General features: G+C 70.9%; 21 protein-coding genes and 1 pseudogene. 8 read left to right on the top strand and 14 right to left on the bottom strand.

Annotated elements, in window-relative coordinates; genetic code table 11:
- Positions 1 to 11 precede the first annotated feature (11 nt).
- On the top strand, positions 12 to 1,736 hold the full coding sequence (locus tag ACWDEN_RS01585; protein WP_351610934.1) for an acyl-CoA dehydrogenase family protein: 1,725 nt from the start codon (positions 12 to 14) through the stop codon (positions 1,734 to 1,736).
- An 18-nt stretch (positions 1,737 to 1,754) separates the two neighbouring features.
- Positions 1,755 to 2,294, top strand: a pseudogene (locus ACWDEN_RS01580) (hypothetical protein); the annotation flags it as partial.
- A 271-nt stretch (positions 2,295 to 2,565) separates the two neighbouring features.
- Here ACWDEN_RS01580 and ACWDEN_RS01575 read toward each other — a convergent pair.
- Together ACWDEN_RS01575 and ACWDEN_RS01570 are read right to left on the bottom strand one after the other, a co-directional pair.
- Positions 2,566 to 4,023 (bottom strand): sensor histidine kinase, encoded by a 1,458-nt coding sequence (locus tag ACWDEN_RS01575; RefSeq protein WP_351610937.1) that lies wholly within the window; start codon positions 4,021 to 4,023, stop codon positions 2,566 to 2,568.
- Between the two features lie 141 nt (positions 4,024 to 4,164).
- Positions 4,165 to 4,932: a class I SAM-dependent methyltransferase gene (locus ACWDEN_RS01570; RefSeq protein ID WP_351611032.1), complete on the bottom strand. Its 768-nt coding sequence runs from the start codon at positions 4,930 to 4,932 to the stop codon at positions 4,165 to 4,167.
- Between the two features lie 20 nt (positions 4,933 to 4,952).
- On the opposite strand from ACWDEN_RS01570, the gene ACWDEN_RS01565 reads away from it, so the two are divergent.
- From ACWDEN_RS01565 to ACWDEN_RS01555, 3 genes are all read left to right on the top strand, one after another.
- Positions 4,953 to 5,126 (top strand): hypothetical protein, encoded by a 174-nt coding sequence (locus ACWDEN_RS01565; RefSeq protein ID WP_351611035.1) that lies wholly within the window; start codon positions 4,953 to 4,955, stop codon positions 5,124 to 5,126.
- Positions 5,127 to 5,496: 370 nt separating this feature from the next.
- Positions 5,497 to 6,942 (top strand): alpha/beta hydrolase, encoded by a 1,446-nt coding sequence (locus ACWDEN_RS01560; RefSeq protein ID WP_351610939.1) that lies wholly within the window; start codon positions 5,497 to 5,499, stop codon positions 6,940 to 6,942.
- A gap of 305 nt (positions 6,943 to 7,247) precedes the next feature.
- Complete coding sequence (locus ACWDEN_RS01555) at positions 7,248 to 7,790, top strand: DUF4232 domain-containing protein (RefSeq protein ID WP_351610941.1); 543 nt, start codon at positions 7,248 to 7,250, stop codon at positions 7,788 to 7,790.
- 714 nt (positions 7,791 to 8,504) lie between these two features.
- Here the strand turns inward: ACWDEN_RS01555 and ACWDEN_RS01550 are convergent.
- A complete protein-coding gene (locus tag ACWDEN_RS01550) occupies positions 8,505 to 9,266 on the bottom strand; it encodes an SDR family NAD(P)-dependent oxidoreductase (RefSeq protein WP_450856623.1) in 762 nt (253 codons plus the stop codon).
- Positions 9,267 to 9,386: 120 nt separating this feature from the next.
- Here ACWDEN_RS01550 and ACWDEN_RS01545 point away from each other — a divergent pair, with 120 nt between their 5' ends.
- The 3 genes from ACWDEN_RS01545 (at position 9,387) to ACWDEN_RS01535 (ending at position 12,449) form a co-directional block, all read left to right on the top strand.
- Positions 9,387 to 9,995 carry a TetR/AcrR family transcriptional regulator gene (locus tag ACWDEN_RS01545; protein ID WP_351610947.1) on the top strand — a complete coding sequence of 203 codons (609 nt, stop codon included), beginning with the start codon at positions 9,387 to 9,389 and terminating at the stop codon, positions 9,993 to 9,995.
- 691 nt (positions 9,996 to 10,686) lie between these two features.
- Positions 10,687 to 11,943 (top strand): SLC13 family permease, encoded by a 1,257-nt coding sequence (locus ACWDEN_RS01540; protein WP_351610949.1) that lies wholly within the window; start codon positions 10,687 to 10,689, stop codon positions 11,941 to 11,943.
- A gap of 5 nt (positions 11,944 to 11,948) precedes the next feature.
- Positions 11,949 to 12,449, top strand: a complete 501-nt coding sequence (locus ACWDEN_RS01535) for a universal stress protein (protein ID WP_351610952.1) — start codon at positions 11,949 to 11,951, stop codon at positions 12,447 to 12,449.
- A 94-nt stretch (positions 12,450 to 12,543) separates the two neighbouring features.
- Here the strand turns inward: ACWDEN_RS01535 and ACWDEN_RS01530 are convergent, their stop codons facing one another.
- The 11 genes from ACWDEN_RS01530 to ACWDEN_RS01480 form a co-directional block, all read right to left on the bottom strand.
- Complete coding sequence (locus ACWDEN_RS01530; RefSeq protein ID WP_351610955.1) at positions 12,544 to 13,302, bottom strand: FadR/GntR family transcriptional regulator; 759 nt, start codon at positions 13,300 to 13,302, stop codon at positions 12,544 to 12,546.
- Entirely contained in the window at positions 13,293 to 14,321 is a 1,029-nt protein-coding gene (locus ACWDEN_RS01525; RefSeq protein WP_351610957.1) for an aldo/keto reductase, read from the bottom strand. The genes ACWDEN_RS01530 and ACWDEN_RS01525 overlap by 10 nt, the downstream gene beginning before the upstream one ends.
- Positions 14,322 to 14,378: 57 nt before the next feature.
- The gene (locus ACWDEN_RS01520; protein ID WP_351610960.1) at positions 14,379 to 15,476 is read right to left on the bottom strand and encodes a sugar kinase; all 1,098 of its coding nucleotides are present in this window, start codon (positions 15,474 to 15,476) and stop codon (positions 14,379 to 14,381) included.
- A complete protein-coding gene (locus ACWDEN_RS01515) occupies positions 15,473 to 16,102 on the bottom strand; it encodes a bifunctional 4-hydroxy-2-oxoglutarate aldolase/2-dehydro-3-deoxy-phosphogluconate aldolase (protein ID WP_351610963.1) in 630 nt (209 codons plus the stop codon). Before ACWDEN_RS01515 ends, ACWDEN_RS01520 begins: the two co-directional genes overlap by 4 nt.
- Complete coding sequence (locus ACWDEN_RS01510; protein ID WP_351610966.1) at positions 16,099 to 16,860, bottom strand: SDR family oxidoreductase; 762 nt, start codon at positions 16,858 to 16,860, stop codon at positions 16,099 to 16,101. Before ACWDEN_RS01510 ends, ACWDEN_RS01515 begins: the two co-directional genes overlap by 4 nt.
- Position 16,861: 1 nt before the next feature.
- Positions 16,862 to 17,899 (bottom strand): zinc-dependent alcohol dehydrogenase, encoded by a 1,038-nt coding sequence (locus ACWDEN_RS01505; protein ID WP_351610968.1) that lies wholly within the window; start codon positions 17,897 to 17,899, stop codon positions 16,862 to 16,864.
- A complete protein-coding gene (locus ACWDEN_RS01500; RefSeq protein WP_351610971.1) occupies positions 17,896 to 18,333 on the bottom strand; it encodes an RbsD/FucU domain-containing protein in 438 nt (145 codons plus the stop codon). Before ACWDEN_RS01500 ends, ACWDEN_RS01505 begins: the two co-directional genes overlap by 4 nt.
- The gene (locus ACWDEN_RS01495; RefSeq protein WP_351610974.1) at positions 18,324 to 19,226 is read right to left on the bottom strand and encodes an amidohydrolase family protein; all 903 of its coding nucleotides are present in this window, start codon (positions 19,224 to 19,226) and stop codon (positions 18,324 to 18,326) included. The genes ACWDEN_RS01500 and ACWDEN_RS01495 overlap by 10 nt, the downstream gene beginning before the upstream one ends.
- Positions 19,219 to 20,544: an L-fuconate dehydratase gene (locus ACWDEN_RS01490; RefSeq protein WP_351610977.1), complete on the bottom strand. Its 1,326-nt coding sequence runs from the start codon at positions 20,542 to 20,544 to the stop codon at positions 19,219 to 19,221. Before ACWDEN_RS01490 ends, ACWDEN_RS01495 begins: the two co-directional genes overlap by 8 nt.
- Before the next feature lie 89 nt (positions 20,545 to 20,633).
- Positions 20,634 to 21,677, bottom strand: coding sequence for an ABC transporter permease (locus ACWDEN_RS01485; protein ID WP_351610980.1), 1,044 nt, complete (start codon positions 21,675 to 21,677; stop codon positions 20,634 to 20,636).
- A complete protein-coding gene (locus tag ACWDEN_RS01480) occupies positions 21,670 to 23,199 on the bottom strand; it encodes a sugar ABC transporter ATP-binding protein (protein WP_351610983.1) in 1,530 nt (509 codons plus the stop codon). Before ACWDEN_RS01480 ends, ACWDEN_RS01485 begins: the two co-directional genes overlap by 8 nt.
- Between the last annotated feature and the right edge of the window lie 10 nt (positions 23,200 to 23,209).

Raw genomic sequence — 23,209 nt, 5'->3', positions numbered from 1 at the left:
GCGTCCTCACCATGGCTGACCAGCTGCTGTTCAACCCGCGCACCTACGACCCCGCGCATTTCGACCCCGAGACGCGCCGCTTGCTGCGCGCCACCGTCGACTGGTTCGAGGAGCGCGGAAAGGGGCGGCTGATCGAGGACTACCGGACCCGTGCGTGGCTCGGTGACTTCCTCGCCTTCGCAGCGAAGGAGAACCTGTTCGCCACCTTCCTGACGCCGTCGTCCGCCGCGGGGGAGGGTGAACCGGACAAGCGGTGGGACACCGCCCGTATCGCCGCGCTCAACGAGATCCTGGGCTTCTACGGCCTGGACTACTGGTACGCCTGGCAGGTCACGATCCTCGGACTCGGCCCGGTCTGGCAGAGCGACAACGCCGCCGCCCGCTCCCGCGCCGCGGAACTCCTCACCCAGGGAGAGGTGTTCGCGTTCGGCCTGTCCGAGAAGGCCCACGGCGCCGACATCTACTCCACCGACATGCTGCTCGAGCCCGACGGCAACGGCGGCTTCCGGGCCACCGGTTCCAAGTACTACATCGGCAACGGCAACGCCGCCGGACTCGTCTCCGTCTTCGGCCGCCGGACCGACCTCGATGGACCCGACGGCTACGTCTTCTTCGCCGCCGACAGCCGTCACCCGGCCTACCACCTGGTCAAGAACGTCGTCGACTCCTCGAAGTTCGTCAGCGAGTTCCGCCTGGAGGACTATCCCGTAGCGGCCGCGGACGTCCTGCACACCGGCCGCGCCGCCTTCGACGCCGCCCTCAACACCGTCAACGTAGGCAAGTTCAACCTGTGCACCGCCTCGATCGGCATCTGTGAGCACGCGATGTACGAGGCTGTCACCCACGCCCACAACCGCGTCCTCTACGGCCGCCCCGTCACCAGCTTCCCGCATGTGCGGCGCGAGTTGACCGACGCGTACGTCAGGCTCGTCGGCATGAAGTTCTTCAGCGACCGCGCCGTCGACTACTTCCGCTCCGCCGGCCCGGACGACCGCCGTTACCTGCTCTTCAACCCGATGACGAAGATGAAGGTGACCACGGAGGGTGAGAAGGTCATCGACCTGATGTGGGACGTCATCGCGGCCAAGGGCTTCGAGAAGGACAACTACTTCGGCCAGGCGGCGGTGGAGATCCGCGGTCTGCCGAAGCTCGAGGGCACGGTCCACGTCAACCTGGCGCTGATCCTGAAGTTCATGCGCAGCCACCTCCTCGACCCGGTCGAGTACCCCGGCGTGCCGACCCGCCTCGACGCGGCCGACGACGACTTCCTGTTCCGGCAGGGACCGGCCCGCGGCCTCGGCGCGGTGCGCTTCCACGACTGGCGGCCCGCCTTCGACGCGTACCCGCACCTGCCCAACGTGACCCGCTTCCGCGAACAGGCCGACGCACTCTGCGTGTTCGTCGCCACGGCCGCCCCCGACGCGGAGCAGAGCCGCGACCTCGACCTCCTCCTAGCGGTCGGTCAGCTCTTCGCCCTCGTCGTGCACGGGCAGCTCGTCCTGGAGCAGGCCGCCTTGACCGGACTCGACGAGGACGTGCTCGACGAACTCTTCGCCGTCCTCGTGCGGGACTTCTCCGCGCACGCCGTCGAACTGCACGGCAAGGACTCGGCGACCGAAGCGCAGCAGGACTGGGCGCTGGGTGCGGTCCGGCGGCCGGTCGTCGACGAGGCTCGCACGGAGCGGGTCTGGCAGCGGGTCGAGGCGCTGTCCGGCGCGTACGAGATGGCCCCGTAGACGCGCCGTACGCATTGCGCGCTTGCCGGCGCCGGCTGCTTCCTGCGGGTCCAGCAGGACCGAGCCCGGCGCGCTCCGGTATGGGGCCTTGCGGTGAGCGCGGCACTGATGGCGCTCGTGCGGCCGACGGACGCGGTCTGGCGTGCATGCCCTTACTCGCCGCGCCGGCTCTCGTACGCCGGTGGCGGCACTGGCGGTTGCCGGTCGCGCTCGTGGGAGGCTGGTCGCCGGGGCGGCCGAGTGGGTCGTCGAGGCGTACCTCAGTCACGACGGTCCGGCTCAGCGGCTGGCCGAGGGCTCCAGTATCCAGGGCGGGCTGGGCTGGAACCTGGCCGTGGACGACCAGTTGCGGAGCCTGGTCGGCCGTACGCTGTGCTACTGGTACCGCTGGGCTGCGCCGCCACGGCCGCCTTCCCGTACCTGTTCCTGATCGGCTACGCAGCGCCCCGATTCCTGCTCCCGGCATACGCGCTGGTGGCGATCCCGGTCGCGCCGCCGCCGGCGCGGCGGCGCGACGCCCTCGCCCACCGGGTCACCACGGCACCCCGCACCTGGCGACAACGTCCCGATCGCCGTCTACGCCGGATGTTCCTCCGTCGACGCCAAGCGGGAGAAACGCCAACACCACGGCCGCCGCCCTCACCCGCACCGACACCGGTCGCGGTCCTGACCGACGGCACGAGCGCGCCGCCCTCCTACTCCCGTGCCTGGACGTCCGTCCGGCGGGAAGGACTGCGGATCTACCTGTCTCCCGGGGTCACGAGGGCGTCGGCGCATGGGTGCCGGAGCCGGTCACGCTGAGCGCGGATGGCCGGGCGGGTTCTGCCGGTCAGCGAGGCGTGGCGGCGGAGTCGGCCATGGGCGTCGTACACGAGCGTTCGACGCGGGAGGCTGGGTCGAGGGTGAAGCCGATGACCGCGCCGCCGCCGGCGCGGTTGTGGGCGAAGGCCGTACCGCCGTGGGCGGCGGCGACGGCATGCACGATCGCCAGGCCCAGCCCGGAGCCGGGCAGGCTGCGGGCGCTGTCGGCGCGGTAGAAACGGTCGAAGACGCGGGACAGGTCGGCCTCGGCGATGCCCGGTCCGCGGTCGCGCACCTCCACGCGCGTGCCCGTGATCGCGACTTCTATCGGCTCGGTTCCGTCCTGGTCGAACTTGGCCGCGTTCTCCAGCAGGTTGGACAGCGCCCGCTGCACCGCCTCCGGCCGGGCTCGTACGACGGTGTCGTCGCAGTCGACGAGGATCTCCCGGCCGGTGCGGCGCCGGGCGAGGGCGGCTGCGTCTTCAGCCAGGGCGCCGAGAACGATCTCTGTGGGCTGTTCGGCGTTCCGGTCACCGGCGGCGAGGTCGACCAGTTCGTTGACGAGGTTGACCAGTTCGCGGGTCTCGCTCTTCATGTCCGCGATCAGGTCCGCCTTGGCCTGGGGAGGCAGTTGGTCTATGCGGTCCAGGAGGGCCGCGTTGGCCTGCAGCGAGGTCAGCGGGGTGCGCAGTTCGTGTCCGGCGTCCTGCACCAGGCGCCGCTGCACCTCCTCGGAGGCGGCGAGCCTGCCGAGCATCCCGTCGAACGCCCGGCCCAGCCGGCCGACTTCGTCCGGCCCGGCGACCGGGACCGCGGTGTCCAGCCGGCCGGTGCGGGCCACGTCCTCGGCGACCCGGGTCAGCCGGACCAGCCGCCCGGCGATCCGGCGCGCCAGCCACCAGCCCGCGAGGCCCGCCACGACGAGGACGATGGCGCTCAGCTCGACCGTGCGTTCCTTGAGCTCCCTGAGCAGATCCTCGGTGTCGCTGTATTGCTGCGCCACCTGCACGGCGCCCCGGCCGCCGCCGAGTGCGACGGTGGCGACCCGGTAGCGGTCCCCCTCGATCTCGGCCTTGTAGTAGATGGTGTGTCCGGCCTTGGCGTGCGAGGCCGCGGCGCGGTCGGCCGCGCGGACCGGCAGTGCCGGGAAGCCACGTTCCTCCACGCGGCCCGCGCGGCCGAGGACCTGGACGTCGGTGCGGATGCGGCGCGAGAGATCGTCGCGGGGGCTGTCGGTGTCGGGACTGACACTGAAGTAGTCCGACGGCGACAGACGATGCTGAGCGACCTGCTGGTGGAGGTCGTCGACGACGCCGTGGAAGACGTCGTCCTGGTCGATGCGCACCATCTGGGCAGCAGCGTTGTAACTGAGGACGCCGCCGAGGAGGGTGGTGGCGGCGGTGACGCAGGCGAAGGAGAGGGCGAACACGGTGCCCAGGCTGCGGCGAGGGTGCAGGCTCGCGAGCCGGTGTCGTGTGCTGTCCATGGGTGGGGCTTCCTCCGGGGCGGTCGGCCCAGCCAGTGTGCCTGGCCGACCACCGCCGACGGCAGGGCTCGGGGGCCGTCATCGACTGCTCTTACTGGCCTCTCACCAGCAGCTTCACCGGACCGCCACAGCGGGACACCGCTACACCGCCACCTCGTGCGTGACCCGGATCTTCGACTGGCCGTGCGGGCGCCGCTCCCAGTCGTCCATGAAGCGGGCGCTCAGACTATGCCGTCCAGCCAGCGAGAGGAGGGTTTCGGTGCGGTAGTAGAAGTCCTCGCGGAGCACCTGGTGCTCGGGGCCCTCCGTGCGGTCGTAGGTGAAGTCGAAGAAGCCGCCGGGGGCCAGCACCCTCCCGACGTTGGTCAGGCACTCCTCGATCACCTCGAGCGGCGAGTGCGAGAAGACGCTGTGGGCGTGCACCACGGTGAACCAGCCCGAGGGCAGGAAGTCGAGCTTCAGGTTCTCGACGAGGACCAGATGGGCGAGGCGGTCCTGCAGGCCCCGGCGGACGAGGGTGCGCTGTGCCTCGAGGAGGATGTCCGGCGAGATGTCGATCCCGTAGTAGTGACCGGGGTCGAGGTGGCCGATGAACCGCCACCCCGCACGCAGGTTCCCGCAGCCGATCTCCAGCATCCGGTCCTGCGGCTTCAGCCCGTGTTCGAGCAGGTAGTCGAACTGCATCTGCCCGAGTGCCGGCCAGCCGGCCTCCGATCCGCTGCCGACGGCACGCTCGGGGCTGCGCGCGGTGTCGGAGGCCATGACGGCGCGGTAGTACGCGACGTGGTCGCGGTGCCGGAGGCCCAGCCAGGTGTCCCGCGCGGCGCGGCGGAGGTGGGAAGGGATGCGTCCTGGGTGCCGTACGGCATAGCGCAGCTTGTGCCCCAGAGACGACCGGTTCCTGGACAGCTCGGGCTTCGGTCCTCGTCGTGGTCGCCGGAGTCGTTGCCGTGGTCGTCGTCGGTCTTGGCGGCCGTGACCTTGCCGTTGGCCGCGTCGGCAGCCTGCTTGATGTGGACCTCGGCGCTCTTGACCAGTGTGGCGTCGTTGTCGTCGTGGTCGGTGCCGAGGCCGCAGGAACGGAGTCCTCCAGCCGCCCGTGACGTTCACCACCGCCAGGTTCGACTCCGCCGTCGACGCGTTCAAGGCCCTCCACTGCTCGTCGAGCGATGCCTGCGGATCCGTCGTACGCCGACCATCACCGGTAGCCCGTCTGCGCGGCCTGTCATGCGTGCCCAGCGAGTCACAGTTGAGTAACGCCTACTCTGAAGGTGGTATGTGATATTGCACATGCCACATGATGCCTCCATGACAAAAGCCAGAGCCCTGTTATCGGTCGTCGCCGTCATCGGCGGAGTCTGCGCGGGTGTCACCCCCGCTTCGGCTTCCTTGACCGCGCCGGAGGGTGTGGGTCAGGGGAAACTCATCTGGAGTTCCTGTCACGATGCGACCACTCCTGCGCTGCAGTGCGCCATGCTCGAAGTGCCGCTGGACTACACGCGGCCGAACGGCGCCAAGATCAAGATCAAGCTGAACCGGCTCCCGGCCACCGCGCCCGAGAGTGAACGGCAGGGGCCCATCCTGCTGAATCCCGGCGGCCCCGGCGACTCCGGTCTGTGGATGCCCGCCTACGTCTCCGGAAAGATTCCCCAGGACGTCGCCTCGACCTACGACTGGATCGGCTTCGACCCCCGCGGCACCAACGCCAGCGAACCCCACGTCACCTGCGACGCACACTACTTCGACGCCGAGCGGCCGGACTACCAGGTCAGCCAGGGCACGTCGCAGGCATGGCTGGAGAAGTCGGCCACGTACGCCGCCGACTGCGCCGCGAACTGGAGCTGGTTCCTGCCACACATGACAACCGTCGACAACGCGCGCGACATGGACAGCATCCGGCGGGCGCTCGGCGTCCAGAAGATCAACTTCTATGGGGGCTCGTGGGGCACCTCGCTGGGCTCGACGTACGGCCAGCTCTTCCCTTCGCACGTGCGCCGGATGGTGCTCGACAGTATCGTCGGCCCCACCATCAGCTGGTACGACCACAACGTCCTGCAGGACAAGGAGCACCAGCGCCGGTTCGACGCCTTCGCGGCATGGACCGCCAAGGCCGACTCGGTCTACCACCTGGGCACGGACGCTGCCACCGTGGAGAAGAAGTACTACCAGGTCGAAGCCGCGTTGCGGATCAGCCCGGTAGCAGCCGCCCCGGCCCCCGGCAAGATCGGCCCCGCAGAGTTCGAGGACACCTTCTACGGCGGCGGCTACAACTTCCTGCGCTGGCCGCAGATGGCAACCGCACTGTCGGCCTACCTCACCAAGAACGACACCCGCCCGCTGCAGAGCGCCTATAACCGCTATGCCGCTCCGGGTGCCGACGACGGCACCTTCCCGGCGTACAACGCGGTCCAGTGCACCGAGAACGACTGGTCGCGCGACTGGGAGTTCTGGAAGAGGGACCAGGCCAAGGTCAACGCCGTCGCGCCCTTCTATACCTACAACAACATGTGGTACAACGCCGCCTGCATGTTCTGGCCCTACCAGGGCAACCCGGCCGGCCGGCTGAAGATCACCGGCAAGGGCCTGCCGCCCGTCCTGCTCTTCCAGGCCACCGAGGACGCCGCCACCCCCTACCCGGGTGCCCTCGCCATGCACAGGGCACTGCCCGGATCCAAACTGGTCGTCCAGAACGGCGGCAGCTTCCACGAGATCCTCTTCCACGGCAACGCCTGCCTGGACGACACCTTCACCGACTACCTGCGAGACGGCCGCCTCCCCGCAGGCAAAGGCGTCATCGCCAAAACGTGCGCACCCGAACCCGACCCCACCCCGGTCTATGTGACGCCGCCGCCCGCCACCGTGAAAGCCGAGCCCGCACTGCCGGTCACAGACCCCCAGGCCATCCACGGCGCCGGGTAACACAACGCAACGCCCCCGCTGGACAGGAGGGTCGGGTAGACCGGGGCGATCGCTCCCCGTGCTACCCGGCCAGGTTCTGCGGCTCTGATCAAGAGGTGAGGTCGCGGGCCGTTGCGGTGTCCTCCCCACGACGCTGCCACGGCTCGCGCCGCATGAGTGCTTGTACGCGGCCACAGTTGGGAGCCCGGCCGGCGGGAACATGCTCCCCGGTGCACCGAACGTCCCCCAGGCATCGCACGTCTTCAGGTGCGTAGGCGCGCACTGACCTCGCGTGCCGATTCGTCTTCGAGGGGACCCGAAACACTATGAAGAGCAAGCTGACCGCCGTGGCCCTTGCGGTCGTCGCCGCCGCCGGCACTGGCGCTGCCGCCATCCCGGCCTCGGCCGCCCCCGCCAAAGCCGAGCCGACCCGCTGCCACACCGCCGACCTGAAGGCCGGCTTCGCCATGGGGGATGACGCGAAGCCGGAGATGGGGCAGACCGCGAAGCAGACCCAGGCGTACATCTGGTTCACCAACCGGAGCAAGCACACCTGCACCCTGTCCGGCTTCGCCGGTGTCGACATGGTCGGCGCTCAGAAGACCGACGGCACCTGGTCGCTGGCGCGTTCCTCCAAGAAGTCCGAAAAGATGACCCTGGGGCAGGGGGACACGGTGGACTTCAGCATCACCCTGCTCCCGGTGACCGGGTCCACACCGCAGAAGGAGAAGTTCGTTCCGGCGAAGTTCCTGGTCACCCCGCCGAACGAGACGACGCACTTCACCCTGAAGTGGCCGTTCGGCGGCCAGATCCTCAAGCAGGACGGAGCCACCCACCCGGGTACCTACGTCAACCCGGTCGGTCTGTGACCGAGCTGGACGGCCTCTGAGCTTCCCTTCAGCGTCGCTGGTGGCCACCGACGGACTCCCGGAATGAGTTGCAGCCTCCGGGTGGTGCGGTGGCCACGTCCGACGAGCGGCACACCCGGCCTTCTCACCGGGGCCCTGAATGGCGTGTTTCCGGCACCAGACCTCCTGAGGACTTGTCCGGCCGATCATGTCCGGGGCCGGATCCGCCTGCGGCGGCAGCCTCGTTGCGATCGTCAGAGACCTCCGCCCGCGCGACGGTGTTGCGCTTCCAGCAGCGGTCCTGGTCGAAACCGGGGCGAGCCCGGCGGACGGCGCCGCAGGGCGGGTGCAGGGGGTGTTTCGCAGCCAGGTGCTTGGGTCGTGACCCGTAGGTCCCGGCGGCCGCGCCGGAGCGCGAGCGGCACGGCGATCCGGGCTGGGCCTGGCACCGCGGGCAGGGGGGGACTCGACGTCGTCTGCTTCAGACGCGAGTACGGTGTCCCGCCTGCCGTCGGCTCTGCGCTGCCTCCATGATCCAGCCCCCTTGATCGCCCACTCTTGTGTGCCGTGTCCGTCTGATGGCATTCATCAAGGCCATCCGACAGGCGGCCCCTGATGCGGGAGCTGGGTGGCCGGCAGAAGGCAGACACGGACCATGGTGTGGGCTGCTGCGACAGGAGTGCCGACCGCCACCACGCCTCCTTGCCTGTCCCGGAGTGGACCCCGGGCTCGGACTCAGGCCTGCTCGGTGGGGCGTACGAGCAGTTCGGCGACGGCCACGTGCCGGGGACGGGTGACGATGTAGCCGACGGTGTCGGCGACGTCCTGGCTCTGCAGCCGTTCGACGTCGCCGAGTCCGGCGGTGAGGAGCTGCTGGACGGCGTCGGAGTTATGGGTGCGCAGTTCGGTGTCGACGCTGCCCGGCTCGACGACTGACACACGGACGTGCTGCTTTGCCAGTTCCTGGCGCAGCGCCTCGCTGAAGCCGGTGACGCCGAACTTGGTGGCGGTGTACACGACCATCATGGCGTAGGCGTTGCGGCCGTTCAGCGAGCTGATGTTGACGATGTCGGCGACCCGGCGCGGCCCGTCGGCGGCGGCCTTGACCAGGTGCGGGATGGCCGCGTGGCTGGTGTACATCAGACCCATCAGGTTGATGTCGACCATGCGCTGCCATTCGTTCAGGTCCGCGCCGGGGGTGGGGCCGAGCAGCATGAGGCCGGCGTTGTTGACCAGCGTGTCCAGGCTGCCCAGGCCCTCGACGGTCCGCTCAACCGCTTCCGCGGCGGCCTCGGCGGTGGTGATGTCGGCGGGCACGACCAGGGCCTTGCCGCCGGCCTTGGAGATTTCCGCGGCGAGGCCGGTGAGCCGGTCCTCGCGCCGGCCGACCAGGGCCACGGACGCGCCCTCGCCGGCAAGCTCGAGGGCGGTGGCGTGGCCGATGCCGCTGGACGCGCCGGTGACCAGGGCGACGGTTCCTTCAAGACGACGAGTCATCGTTCAAACCTTTCGATGCACGGCCACGTTGCTCGGGCCGTACGGGACAGGGGTGACGGCCCTGGTAGGCCGTATGAGGGCCGGGGCCAATCAGGGCCGGGCCACGGGCACAATGGGCAAGTGAGTACTACTGGGCAGAAGACAACCAACCCCAAGCGTCAGGAGAGCACGGTCGAAGGAGACCTACCTCCTCGGGAACGCCTGGTCCGGGCCGCGTCGCGGCTGTTCTATTACGAAGGTGTACGCGCGATCGGCGTGGAGCGGTTGATCGCCGAGGCCGGGGTGACCAAGGCGACCTTCTACCGGCACTTCGCCTCCAAGGACGACCTGGTCGTGGCCTACCTGCTGACCAAGGACGTCTACTACAAGCAGGTGGCCGAACCGCTGGCCGCCGCATACCCGCCCGCCGAAGCGATCGATCTGATCTTCGAGGCGATCGCCGAGCATGCCCGCGAGCGCGGCTTCCGCGGATCGCCGTTCCTGAACGCGGCCGCCGAGTACCCGGACGCCGACCACCCGGTCCGCGGCCTGGTGACGACCCACCGGAACTGGATCCGCAACCTCTTCCAGGACCTGCTCACCCGGCTCGGCCACGCCGACCCGGAGTCGGCCGCCGGTGCGCTGCTGATGCTGTACGACGGCGCGATGGCAGCCGGCTACCTGGACGACTCGACTGCCGCCCACAAAACCCTGCTGGACGCGGTCCGGCTGATCCGGTCGGGAGGCTGATCCCGTCGGAGCCGCATGTGGCAGCGGCTCTGTGCGGTGCCCCGGCTGGGCCGGGGCGCGGATTGGTTTCACGGAACCTTTTGATCTCTCTTCGACGTGCACCGGCGACCTACTGGCAGATCCCCGTCTGGAGGCAGCCCAGCCGGGAAGGCCGATACAGGCCCTTCCTCACGAGGTAGGAAGACCGGTCGTTCTACCAGTCGACGATAGCTCCCTCGTCGTCCGCGCGCCAACCGATCGACGCGCTTGTGGGATCCCTCACGGGTTACTGCTGTCCCGGAGGGCCTTTCGGGCGCCGGAACCCGTAGGCGGATGCACCTATGTCGAGTACGCCTGCTTCCTCATCCACCACCGACGCGACGCCGCCCTGCCGGAGGCCGTGCGCCGGGCCGGGGTGCGCTGGAAGATCGGGAGCAGGGACAGCCGGACAGACACGGGAAACGAGCGCCTACCGCTGATCCCCGCCTACGCCCCTGGCGACCAGCACCCGACCACAACCGATCACACCACGAAGATGTGCGGCCTCGCAGTTGTTCGGCTGTCGCCATCACCGCACGACGTCCTCACGCACCGCTCCATGACGCTGCGACAGCAGCGGTTCGCACGGGGCTCCCGTCTGGGCGCTGCCCGGCAGGCGGGGCCGCCCCTCGCCGGGTCGCGCGGGCGGTCGCGGGCAGGGGAAGATCAAGTGGTGAACTCATCCGTGGCGGAAGCCGTCTCCGTCGTTCTGCTGCTGGCGGTGCTGGCGTGCGCTGTCATCCGCCCGTTCGGGTGGCCGGAGGCGGTGGTCGCCGTCCCGGCTGCGGGCGTGGTGATCGCCACCGGGGCGCTCTCGCTGGGGCACGCCCGAGAGGAGGCGGAACGACTGGGGCCGGTGATCGGGTTCCTTGCGGCCGTCCTGGTCCTGGCCCAGCTGTGTGACGACGAGGGACTGTTCCAGGCGTGCGGCGCGTGGATGGCCCGTAGCGCGGCGGGACGCCCGCGCCGCCTGCTGGTGCAGGTGTTCGCAGCCGCATCGGTGATCACCGCGGTGCTCAGTCTGGACGCCACGATCGTGCTGCTGACGCCAGTGGTGTTCGCCACCGCCGCGCGGCTCGGCGCCCGGCCGAAACCGCACGTCTACGCCTGCACCCACCTGTCGAACACCGCGTCGCTGCTGCTGCCGGTCTCCAACCTCACCAACCTGCTCGCGTTCGCCGCCAGCGGCCTGAGCTTCACGCGCTTCGCCGCCCTCATGGCCTTGCCCTGGCTGGTGGCCATCGCCACCGAGTACGTGGTCTTCCGCCGGTTCTTCGCCACCGACCTGGACGCAGGGGCTCAGGCTCCACGCACCGCCGAGCAACGCGATCTGCCCGTGTTCGCCGTGGTCACAGTGGCCTGCACGCTGGCCGGGTTCGTCCTCACCTCCGTGGTGGACGTCAACCCCGCGTGGGCGGCCTTCGCCGGCGCCCTCGTGCTCGCCGGGCGGGCCCTGGCCCAGCGCCGTACCACGCCCACCGCCATCGTGCGGGCCGCCGCGGTGCCGTTCCTCGCCTTCGTCCTGGCCCTGGGCCTGGTGGTCCGCGCGGTCGTCGACAACGGGCTGGCGGCGGCGCTGGGACACCTGATCCCGGGCGGTACGGGACTGGTGGCGTTGTTCGGTATCGCGGCCCTGGCCGCGGTGCTGGCCAACGTCATCAACAACCTGCCCGCCGTGCTGGTGCTGCTGCCGCTGACCGCCCCGTCCGGGCCGGGAGCGGTCCTGGCAGTCCTGCTGGGGGTGAACATCGGCCCGAACCTCACCTACGCCGGCTCCCTGGCCACTCTGCTGTGGCGGCGCATCGTGCACGAACACGACAGTAACGTCGAACTCGGTGAGTTCACCCGGCTCGGTGTGTTCACCGTGCCTGCCGCCCTGGGGCTGTCGGTGGTGGCACTGTGGACCTCGCTCACCCTCATCGGAGGCTGACTGTCATGAAAGTCATCGCCTGGATCACCGAGGGCACCTGGCCCGCCGGCATCGACGCCGCCCGTGCCCACGCGCCCGACGACGCCGACATCGTGCTGCTCCACGTCACCCCGGCCGACGTCCCGGGCGCGGCGCACGGCGCCTTCGCCGGTCTGCTCGGCCGCGGCCATGGCGAACGTGACCCCGGCACGCGGGTGGAGCATCTCGCCGCTGCCTCCGCCGAGACATTCCTGGCCGAGGCCGCGCGGCGTCTGGGCCGCCCGTGCACCCGCGTCGAGCGGACCGGCCGCGTCGAGCGGGAGGTCGTCGCCGCTGCCGAGGGAGCCGACCTGCTCATCCTCACCCGCGACGGTGACCGGACCCATCTCGGGCCGCGCAGCCTCGGGCATGCCGGCCGTTTCATCGTCGACCACGCCCCGTGCCCCGTCCTGCTGGTGTGGCCCGAGCCCGCGCCAGGCATCGACACCATCCCGCCCCCGCCACCCCACCCGCCGCACCACCGATGACGGCAGGCACCCGGCATCGGACCGCGCCGGCAGCGAGCCGACGCCCCGTCGACATGGCCTGTAGGGCGTCCACAGGCAGGCCCTCGGGAAGTCCTCACGCCTCCTGGTGGGGAGGCTTCGCCGGAGCACCCCGGCGAAGCCCCGCTGTACCGGTGGCGGGTGACTCCGAGGAGCGCAGGTGTTCCCTCAGCCACTGCTCGGTGTTGTTGACGTGCAGGAGGGCGGTGGCCTGGCTCAGGAAGGCGTCGCGGGTGGACAGGGCCGTGAAGATCGCCTCGTGTTCGGCGAGGGTGCGGCCCGCGGCCTGGTCGTCGACCAGGCCGCGCCAGATCCGGGCGCGCAGCGTGCGGCCCGATATGCCTTCCAGGAGCGTGAGCAGCGAGTCGTTGCCCGTCGCGGAGATCACGGCCCGGTGGAAGGCCGCGTCGTGGGCGTTGAGCTGTTCTACGTCGTCGCGGGCCTCGCGCATGGCGTCCAGATGGCGCTTGACCTCGACCAGTTGGTCGTCGGAGATCCGGGTGGCGGCCAGGGCGGTGGCCGCCGGCTCCAGGAGTCGGCGGACCTCCATCAGGTCCAGCAGCGCGGCCGAGTCGCTCTGGAGGAGTTCCACGGCTCCGCCCAGGCCCTCGAACAGCAGGCTGGGCTCCAGACTGGTCACGTACGTTCCGTCGCCTCGCCGGACGTCCAGCACGCGTGCGACGGCCAGTGCCTTGACGGCCTCGCGGGCGAGGTTGCGGGACAGGCCCAGCTGAGCGGCGAGGTCCGCCTCCGGCGGCAGCTTCGAACCCGGAGGCAGCGCGCCGCTGCGGATCAGCTCACGGATGTGCTCGATGGCCTTGTCGGTCAAAGACACCGCGCACTCCTCCCGCGACCGGCCCGCGCCGGCACGTCCGCCCTCATCAGGCCCCGAGTACGAAGGTCGGCCCACAGACCGTCGGGAACGGGCCGGTGGTGAAGCTCCGCGTTCCGCTCGACCTGTTCGAGGTTTCGCATGCCCAGGGTGACGTTGATGATACTGGGATGCGTGCGGGGGAAGGCCATGGCCGCGGCGGGCAGGCTCGTCCCGTGCTCCGCGCAGACCTGGGCGATCTCGCGGGTGCGCGCGACCAGCTCCGGCGGGGCCTCCCGGTAGTCGTACATCATTCCCTCGGCGGGCCGGTCGTGGGAGAGCAGCCCGGAGTTGAACACGCCGACGGCGACCACGCTTTTGCCGAGTTCCCGCGCGGCGGGCAGGACGTCGTCCAGCGCCGACTGGTCGAGAAGTGTGTAGCGCCCGGCCAGCATCACCACGTCGGCGGCGGTCTCGCGCAGGAAGCGGGCGAGCATCGCCGACTGGTTCATGCCCGCGCCGATCGCGCCGATCACTCCCTGGTCGCGCAGCTCCGCCAGCGCGGGCATGGCCTCCTCGGCGGCCTGCCGCCAGTGGTCGTCCGGGTCGTGCAGGTAGACCACGTCGAGGCGGTCCAGCCCCGTGCGCTCCAGGGTCTCCTCGATCGAGCGCAGCACTCCGTCCCGGCTGAAGTCCCACCGCCTGCGCAGGTCGTCCCGTACGACGAAGCCCTCGCTGTCGACCCCGCGCGGCCGCTCGTTGGGCACGAGGAGCCGGCCCACCTTGGAGGACACGACGTACTCGGCGCGCGGCAGGTGCCGCAGCGCCGCGCCCAGCCGGCGCTCGGACAGGCCGAGACCGTAGTGCGGCGCGGTGTCGAAGTACCGGATGCCGGCCGTCCAGGCCGCCTCCACCGCGGCAGCCGCGTCCTTCGCGGGGGTGGCCTCGTAGAGGTTGCCGATGGCGGAGGCTCCGAAGCCGAGTTCGGTCAGCTGCACCGTGGTGTTCCTGATCTTCCGGCGTCCGATGGGCCGATGGCTCACTTGCGCTCCCTGCGCTGTTCCCGGGTGGCGTTCTGAAGGGCCTGGTCAAAGGCCGGCTCAGCGGCTGATGTGGGCGGATCCGCCGGCGATCAGGGCGTCCACCTCGGCGAGCGATGCCATGGAGACGTCGCCGGGGGTGGTCATGACGAGGGCGCCGTGAGCCGTTCCATAGGCGAGGGCGCGCTGGAGTCCAGGGACATCCGGGGACGGCGGACGCCCGTCGGCGGGCCGTCCGCACCCGCCCGCGGTCAGCAGGCCGTAAATCAGGCCTGCCGCGAAGCCGTCGCCGGAGCCGATACGGTCCAGCACGTGCAGACCGCGCATCACCGGTCCGGCGATGAAACCGGTCTGGGGCGACCAGGCGGCCGTGGACCAGTCGTTCACCCCGGCGGAGGGGACCTCCCGCAGGGTCGTCGCCAGCACTGTGGCACCTGGCGCCCGGGCGGCCGCCTCGGCGAGCGCGTCCGCGACCTCATCGGCTGTGATCCGCACGGCACCCGGGCGGGGGCCGACCAGCCCGAGCGCGCCCACCACCACGTCGGCGTGCCGGACGAGCCGCAGGTCCACCTCGCGGGCCCGTTCCGCGCCGCCGCGGTCGGCCCATAGGCTGGGACGGTAGTTGGGGTCGTAGGACACCGTGACGCCGTGCCGCCGTGCCGCGGCCATCGCCTCGTCCGCCACGTCCACCGTGGTGTCGGACAGACCGGCGAAGATGCCGCCCGTGTGGAACCAGCGCGGACCGGAACCGAACACCGTCTCCCAGTCCACGTCTCCCCTGCGCAGCTGGGACACCGCCGTGTTGGCGCGGTCGCTCACCCCCAGCGCGCCGCGGACGCCGAAGCCCCGCTCCACGAAGTTCAGTCCGTTGCGGGCGATGCGGCCGATGCCATCGCCGGGCACCCAGCGGATCAGTGATGTGCCGACGCCGCCCTGGAGGACCAGGTCCTCGGCCAGTCTCCCCACCGCGTTGTCGACCAGGGTGGTCACAACGGCCGTGCTCAGGCCGAAACAGCGGCGCAGTCCGCGTACGACGTTGTACTCGCCGCCGCCCTCCCAGACCTGGAAGGTGCGGGCGGTGCGGATGCGGCCCTCGCCGGGGTCGAAGCGGAGCATCACCTCGCCGAGTGCGATGACGTCAGGACCGCCGCCGGTCATGTCATGCCCCTCTCCACGGCCTCCGCGGTCAGCCGGCGGACCTCGTCGTAGTCGCCGCGCTCCAGGTGGCCGGCGGTCGCCATCCAGCTGCCGCCGACGGTGACGACCGCAGAGTGGGAGAGATAGCCGGGCAGGTGCACCGGGCCGATTCCGCCCGTGGGCAGGAAGCGCGCTTGGGGGAACGGAGCCGCGAGCGCCTTGAGGAACCCCAGGCCGCCGAGCGGCTCGGCGGGGAACAGTTTGACCGTGTCCAGGCCCGCGCGCAGGGCGCGCATCAGCTCCGTGGCGGTGGCGATGCCCGGCACGACGGGGACCGCCAACTCCCGGCACCTGGCTACGACATCCGCGTCGAAGCCGGGTGACACCACGAAGCGGGCGCCGGCCTCCACGGCCCGCTCCACCTGCTCGGGCGTGAGCACGGTGCCGGCGCCGACCGTCAGCCCGCCGTGCGCCGCCATCGCCTTGACCACCTGTTCGGCGTCGGGGGTACGGAAGGTGACCTCGGCGCACCGGGCTCCGCCCGCCGCGAGAGCGTCGGCCAGCGGAGCGGCGGTGGCCGCCGAGGGCACGGTCAGCACGGGCAGGATCCGGGTTCCGGCCGACACGGAGGCGAAATCCGCAGTCATCGACCCAGCCATCCGCCGTCGACGGGCAGGAGGGTGCCGTGCACATAGGCGGCGGCGTCCGAGGCCAGGAACACGGTGGCGCCCGCGAGGTCGCCGGCGTCGCCCCAGCGCCCGGCGGGGATGCGGTCCAGGATCGCCCGGCTGCGCATCGGATCGTCCCGCAGCGCCTGGGTGTTGTCGGTGGCGATGTAGCCCGGGGCGATGGCGTTGACGTTGACGCCGTGCGGTGCCCACTCGTTCGCCAGTGCCTTGGTCAGTCCGGCGATGCCGTGCTTGGCGGCCGTGTAGCCGGGGACGGTGATGCCACCCTGGAGGCTGAGCAGCGACGCCGTGAAGACGATCTTTCCCTGGCCCCTGGCGACCATCGTCGCGCCGATCGCCCTAGTGAGCGCGAACTGGGCGCTGAGATTGACCTGGAGGACCAAATCCCAGTCGGCATCGGAGTGTTGCGCTGCGGGGGTACGGCGGATCGTGCCCGCATTGTTGATCAGGATGTCCACCGGTCGCTCGCGGCCCGCGAGGTCCGCGCCCAGGGCGCGTACGGCGTCGGAATCGGCGAAGTCGGCGCGGATCGACTCGAAGGAGCGCCCCGCGGCTCGTACGTCCTTCTCCACCTCGCTGCCGGATGCCTCCAGTTGGGCGCTGACGCCGATGACGTCGGCGCCGGCTTCGGCGAGGGCTCGGGCCATGGCCCGGCCGATGCCGCGCCGGGCGCCGGTGACGACGGCGAGCCGGCCGGTCAGGTCGAAGAGGGGCATCTCAGGCTCCCTTCGTGTCGTTGCCGCAGTCCACGAGGATCTTCATCACGTCGCCGCCCGCCTCCAGGGCCTCGAAGGCCGCGGGTGCCTCGGTGAGCGGTACGACCTTGCTGATCAGCCGTTCGGCGGGAACCGTGCCGTCCGCGACCAGTTTCACGGCTTGTTCGAAGTCGCGGCGGTCGTACAACCGGGCCCCGACGAGGGTGAGTTCGCGCCAGAAGAAGCGATGCAGATCCACCTCGCGGGGCCGGGGGTGGATCGCCACCAGACACAGCCGGCCGCGTACGCCCAGCACCTCCACGGCCGTTTCGACACCGGCCGCAGCACCGGAGACCTCGAAGGCGACGTCCGCGCCCGAGGCTCCGGTCCACCGCCAGACCTGCTCGGGCACGTCGTCGGTGGCCGGGTCCCAGACGGAAAGGCCCAACTGCTCGGCCAGCAGGCGCCGGTGGGCGCTCGGCTCCACCACGCGGACTTCGGCGCCGGCGGCCCGCGCGACCAGCGCGATGAGCACCCCGACCGGTCCGCCGCCGACCACGACGACCCGCTCGCCCTCCCGGACCCGGGCGCGGCCGACGTCGTGCACGGCCACGGCCGTGGGCTCCACGAGGGCGGCCCGGTCCAGGGCCAGGGATCCGGGTAGCCGGACGAGGGTGTCGGCGGGCACCGTCCAGCGCTGCTGCATCGCGCCGGGCGAGTCGATGCCGATGAAGTCGAGGTGCTGGCACACGTGCCGGTGCCCGGCGGCGCATGCCGGGCAGGTGCCGTCCCAGCGCAGCGGCATCACGGTCACCGGGTCACCGGGCCGCCAGCCCTCCACGTCCGGCCCGACGCGCACGATCCGGCCGGACATCTCGTGCCCGAGTACGGCGGGTGTGTTGACCCGGGCGTCCATGTCGCCGTGGAAGATGTGCAGGTCGGTGCCGCAGATGCCGACGTAGGCGGGGGCCAGTTCCACCTCGCCGGGGCCCGGGGAGCGGGGCTCGGCGGGTGCCGTGCCGAGGGTGCGGGCGGACGTGTAGCGGACGGCGAGTGTCATCGCGGGGTCAGGGTCCCTTCAGCGCGGACGCCGATGGTCAGCAGCAGGTTGGCGTAGGTACGGATGTCGGCGGTGACGACCGCCAGCGCGAGGTCGGGGGAGCGGGCGGCGTCATAGAACTCGAGCCGGCCGAGCGTCTCCACCGGGAGAGGTGCCAGCCGGGACCGGTACTCGGCGATGGCGGCCGGCTCCGGTTCGCCCTCGGGCGGCACCATCACCTGCGCCGACTCCACGGGAATCGCCCGCAGGAGGACGTCGAGAACACTCGTGACGTCCAGCAGGCCCGGCCTGAGGTTGAGGTGGACGGTAGTGGCCCGCTCGCCGGTGGCCGTACTGGCGGGGTAGTGGCCGTCGGCGAGCAGGACGCGGGAGCCATGGCCCGCTCCGGCCAGCGCTTGGAGGATTCCGGGGTGCAGCAGTTCGGTCAGGAGCATGGTGTCTCCTCCTTCGCCGGGGCAGGCGTCAACTGGTAGAAGGCCGTCGCGGTGCCGGCGAGCACCGCGTCGATCTCGGTGCCGGAGCACTCGCCCAGGAGTTCATCCACGGCGGCCGCCCAGCGGTTCCAGCCGCCGGCGAGGACGCAGACCGGCCAGTCGGAGCCGAACATGAGCCGCTCGGGGCCGAAGGCGGAGAGCAGGACGTCCCACACCGGGCGGATGTCGTCGACCGTCCACCTCTCGTGGTCGGCCTCGGTGACGAGTCCCGACACCTTGCAGCGCACCTGGGGGTGTCTGGCCAGCGTCCGCACCTGCCGGGCCCAGTCGGCGAGTTCCCCCCGTGCGAGAGGCGGCTTGCCCGCGTGGTCCAGGACGAGGGACAGCTCCGGGAGCCTTTCCGCGAGCCGGATCGCCTGCGGGAACTGGTGGCTGCGGATCAGTACGTCGTATCCGAGTCCGCGCCGTCCGACCGCGCGTAACCCCCGCTCGACGTCCGGCCGCCCGAGCCAGTGCGGGTCGGACTCGTCCTGCACGAGGTGCCGTACCGCCCGCAGGTAGCGGCCGCCCGGCCCGGCCCGCAGGTCGTCCAGCACGTCGCCGATCGCGGGGGACGTCAGGTCCGCCCAGCCGACGACGGCGCCGATCAGCGGGTCGCTTTCGGCGAGGGCGAGGAGGTCGCGTGTCTCCGGGACGGACGGGACGCACTGGACGACCACCGTGCTCGTCAGCCGCCGCCCTGCGATCGGCCGGGTGGCGGCCGAGTGCAGGGCGTGCGAGCTGAAGCTGCGGCGGATCGGCTCGTGTCCGGGTTCGTCCAGCCAGGGCTGCGGCCGGAGCGACAGGTCCCACACATGGTGGTGGGCGTCGACGAGGGCCTTGGTGTCAGACACGGGTGCTCCAGACGGGGCCGTCGGGGTAGGCGTATTCCTTGAGGGACTCCGGATGCATCTGCGCGCCCAGCCCGGGAAGCTCCGGCGCCAGGTAGCGGCCGTCGGCGATGCGCACCGGGTCGACGAAGTGCTCGTGCAGATGGTCGACATACTCGATGACCCGGTCCTCGACGGTGCCGGAGACCGCGACGTAGTCGAACATCGACAGGTGCTGCACCATCTCGCACAGGCCCACACCGCCCGCGTGCGGGCACACCGGCACGCCGAACTTCGCGGCGAGCAGCAGGATGGCGACGTTCTCGTTGACCCCGCCGACCCGCGCGGAGTCGATCTGCACGATGTCCACCGCGCCGGCCTGGAGAAGCTGCTTGAAGACGACCCGGTTGGCGACGTGCTCGCCGGTGGCGACCTTGACGGGGCCGACGGCCTCGCGGACCGCCGCGTGGCCGAGGACGTCGTCCGGGGAGGTGGGTTCCTCGATCCAGTACGGCTGGTACGGCGCCAGGGCGCGCATCCAGTCGATGGCCTGTCCGACGTCCCATCTCTGGTTGGCGTCGACGGCGATGCGGATGCCGTCGCCGACCGTCGCGCGGGCGGTGCGCATGCGGCGGACGTCGTCCTCCAGCGACGCGCCGACCTTCAGCTTGATCTGGGTGAAGCCGTCGGCGACGGCCTCGCGGGCCAGGCGGGCCAGTTTCTCGTCGGAGTAGCCGAGCCAGCCGGGGGTGGTGGTGTAGGCGGGGTAGCCGCGCTCCAGCAGGCGGGTGATCCGCTCCGCGCGGCCCGGTTCGGCACGGCGCAGGATGTCCAGGGCCTCCTCGGGAGTGAGGGCGTCGCTGAGCCAGCGGAAGTCGACCTGCGCGACCAGTTCCTCGGGTGTCATCTCGCCGAGGAAGCGCCAGACGGGCTTGCCCGCGCGCTTGGCCGCCAGGTCCCAGGCGGCATTGACCACCGCGCCGGTGGCCATGTGGATGGCGCCCTTCTCCGGTCCCAGCCAGCGCAGTTGGGGATCGTGCACGAGGGAGCGGGAGAACGCTCCGAGGTCGGCGCAGACCTCCTGGACGGACCGGCCGACCACATGGGGGGCCAGGGCCGCGATGGCGGCGGCCTGTACGTCGTTGCCGCGTCCGGTGGTGAAGGCCAGTGCGTGGCCCTCCAGTCCGTCTCCGGCGTCGGTGCGCAGGATCACGTAGGCGGCCGAGTAGTCGGGTTCGGGGTTCATCGCGTCCGACCCGTCCAGATGCTCGGAGGTCGGGAACCGCACGTCCAGGACGTCCAGGGCGGTGATACGGGCGGATGAGGGCGCAGCGGTGGACATGGCAGCAACTCCTGTGAGAGCAGGTGGGACAGGGGCCCCCGCGACGGAACGGGGCGGCGAGCGGTGGCCGGCGGCGACGGCCGCCCGGTTCACTCCTGGACCTTGCCGCCGGTGATGCGCGAGATGGTCAGGGCGACCAGGATGATCAGGCCGTTGAGGGCGCCGATCCACTGCGCGGGGACGCCCGCGAGAGTCAGCACGTTCTGGATCATGAACAGCAGGAGGATGCCGCTGAAGGCCCCGAACATGGTCCCCTTGCCGCCGTTGAGGCTGATCCCGCCGATGACGGCGGCGGCGAAGACCGTGAAGATGTAGCCGTTGCCCTGCGCCGAGGCGACGGAGGCCAGGCGCCCGGACAGCAGGAGTCCGGCCAGGGCGGCGAGCACGCTGCCGGTGACGATGACGATCCACAGCACCCGGTCGGTGCGGATGCCGGCCGCCCTCGCCGCGTCGACGTTGCCGCCGATGGCGTACAGCGAGCGCCCGAAGCTGGTCCAGCCGAGCACCACGACGGCGACGGCGAACAGGGCCAGACAGATCCAGATCGACGCCGGCATCCCGAACCATTCGGCGGTGCCCAGATAGAGCATCGACGGCGGGAGCTGGAAGAAGGTCTGGCCGCCGGAGATGCCGGTGAGGATGCCGCGCAGCACGATCAGCATGCCCAGGGTGACGATGAAGCCGTTGAGGCCGAAACGGATGATCAGCAGGGCGTTGACCACGCCGACGAGCGCACCCACGGTGAGGGTGACGGGGACGGCCCAGGCGCCGGGCAGCAGCCCGAGTCCGTGTCCCGCGCCGGCGGGGACGACGAGCCAGGCGGCGACGCCGGGAGCGAGGCCCATGGTGGACTCCAGCGACAGGTCCATCTTCTTGACGATCAGGATCATCGCCTGGGCGAGGACCAGCAGGGCCATCTCGGACATGGTCTGCAGGACGTTGACGAGGTTGTCCGTCTGCAGGAAGACCGGGTTGACGATCTGGCCGACGATCGCGATGACCACGATGGCCGGGACGAGGGCCAGATCACGCAGCCGGGCCACGGGTATCCGGCCGCCGAGCAGACCGCTGCGCCCGGCCTTCGGCCCCGTGGCGCCGGGGGTGGGGGAGTCCGCGAGGGCGGTCTCAGGCATGGAGGTCCACTCCTTCCATCGCGGCGACGAGGTCGTGGTCGTGCCAGCCGCGGCCGATCTCCGTGGTCACCCGGCCCTGGAACATCACCAGGACCCGGTCGCACATGCGCAGGTCGTCGAGTTCGTCGGAGGCGACGAGCACGCCGGTGCCGGTCTGCGCGGTCTCCTCGACCTTGCCGAGGAGGAACTCCTTGGAGCGCACGTCCACGCCCGCCGTCGGGTTGATGAGAACCAGCAGACGGGGATCGTCGGCGAGGGCGCGGGCCATGACGACCTTCTGCTGGTTGCCTCCGGACAGCGAAGACACGGGCAGGCCGGGCCCGGGGGTCTTGATCGCCAGCTTCTCGATCACGGTCTCGGCCAGTCGGTCACGGCGACGGGCGCTGATGAAGCCGTTCCGGCCCAGCCTGCCGGGCACGGAGAGCGTCGCGTTGTCCGCGATGGACATGTCCGGTACGAAGCCCTGGTGGTGCCGGTCCTGCGGGACGAAGCCCGCGCCCGCTGCGAGGGCGGCGGGCACGCTGCCCGGTCGTGGCCGCCTGCCGGCGATCTCCACCGCGCCGCTGCCGGCGGCCCGCAGTCCCACGACGGTCTCGGCGACCTCGGTGCGCCCGCTGCCCGCAGCCCCCGCGAGTCCCACGATCTCCCCGGCCAGGACGCGAAAGGAGACGTCGCTGTAGGTCTCGCCGCTCAGGCCGCGGACACTCAGCGCGGCCGTGCCCATGGAGTCGGCGGTGCTTGCCCGCTCGGCGCCCCGCTCGGCCGCCGCCTCGCCGGTCATGGCGGCGACGAGTTCGCTGCGGGGCAGTTCGGCGACCGGCGAGGTCAGGATGTGCCTGGCGTCGCGGAACACCGTCACCATGTCGCAGATGTCGTAGATCTCCTGAAGGTGATGGCTGATGAACAGGAAGGTGACGCCCTGGCGTTGCAGGTCGCGGATGCGGTCGAAGAGCCGGTTGATCGCGGCGCCGTCGAGCTGGGCGGTCGGCTCGTCGAGGATGATGAAGCGGGCGCCGAAGGACAGCGCGCGGGCGATCTCGACGAACTGCCGCTGCTCCACGCCGAGTTCACTGGCGAGGGTCTGCGGGTCGACGTCCACGGACCAGGCCGAGAGCAGGTCCCGGGCGTGGCGGCGCAGATCCTGCCAGCTGATGAGCCGGTGACGGCCGCGGTCGTGCCGGTTCAGGAAGAGGTTCTCGGCGACGGTCAGCGTGGGGATGATCGTCGACTTCTGGTAGACACACGCCACGCGTCGCCGCCAGGCGTCGCGGTCCGTCAGCCGTGGTGCCGGGTCGCCGCCGAACCTGACCGTGCCCTCGTCCGGTGCCTGCAGGCCGGTGAGGACGGACACCAGGGTCGACTTGCCGGCGCCGTTGCGGCCGACGAGCGCATGTGTCTCGCCGGGCCTGACGGTGATCCGGGCGCCGCTCAGGGCGACCGTCGGACCGAATCGTTTGACAATACCCGTCGCCTCGACAACGGGCGGGTCGCAGGTGCGGCTCGCACGCTCCCCGTCGTTCATCTCAACCACC

This window comes from Streptomyces sp. NPDC001153, from assembly GCF_053598315.1.
Note: the sequence above shows the minus strand (reverse complement) of the source record. Positions and strands in the feature narration are given on the sequence as shown.

Coding starts and splice junctions, on each gene's coding strand:
- ACWDEN_RS01505 (WP_351610968.1), bottom strand. CDS start 17,899: ATGACACTCGCCGTCCGCTACACGTCCGCCCGCACCCTCGGCACGGCA.
- ACWDEN_RS01555 (WP_351610941.1), top strand. CDS start 7,248: ATGAAGAGCAAGCTGACCGCCGTGGCCCTTGCGGTCGTCGCCGCCGCC.
- ACWDEN_RS01585 (WP_351610934.1), top strand. CDS start 12: ATGGCTGACCAGCTGCTGTTCAACCCGCGCACCTACGACCCCGCGCAT.
- ACWDEN_RS01550 (WP_450856623.1), bottom strand. CDS start 9,266: ATGACTCGTCGTCTTGAAGGAACCGTCGCCCTGGTCACCGGCGCGTCC.
- ACWDEN_RS01515 (WP_351610963.1), bottom strand. CDS start 16,102: ATGACTGCGGATTTCGCCTCCGTGTCGGCCGGAACCCGGATCCTGCCC.
- ACWDEN_RS01490 (WP_351610977.1), bottom strand. CDS start 20,544: ATGTCCACCGCTGCGCCCTCATCCGCCCGTATCACCGCCCTGGACGTC.
- ACWDEN_RS01560 (WP_351610939.1), top strand. CDS start 5,497: ATGCTCGAAGTGCCGCTGGACTACACGCGGCCGAACGGCGCCAAGATC.
- ACWDEN_RS01535 (WP_351610952.1), top strand. CDS start 11,949: ATGAAAGTCATCGCCTGGATCACCGAGGGCACCTGGCCCGCCGGCATC.
- ACWDEN_RS01480 (WP_351610983.1), bottom strand. CDS start 23,199: ATGAACGACGGGGAGCGTGCGAGCCGCACCTGCGACCCGCCCGTTGTC.
- ACWDEN_RS01485 (WP_351610980.1), bottom strand. CDS start 21,677: ATGCCTGAGACCGCCCTCGCGGACTCCCCCACCCCCGGCGCCACGGGG.
- ACWDEN_RS01520 (WP_351610960.1), bottom strand. CDS start 15,476: ATGACCGGCGGCGGTCCTGACGTCATCGCACTCGGCGAGGTGATGCTC.
- ACWDEN_RS01510 (WP_351610966.1), bottom strand. CDS start 16,860: ATGCCCCTCTTCGACCTGACCGGCCGGCTCGCCGTCGTCACCGGCGCC.
- ACWDEN_RS01575 (WP_351610937.1), bottom strand. CDS start 4,023: ATGGACAGCACACGACACCGGCTCGCGAGCCTGCACCCTCGCCGCAGC.
- ACWDEN_RS01500 (WP_351610971.1), bottom strand. CDS start 18,333: ATGCTCCTGACCGAACTGCTGCACCCCGGAATCCTCCAAGCGCTGGCC.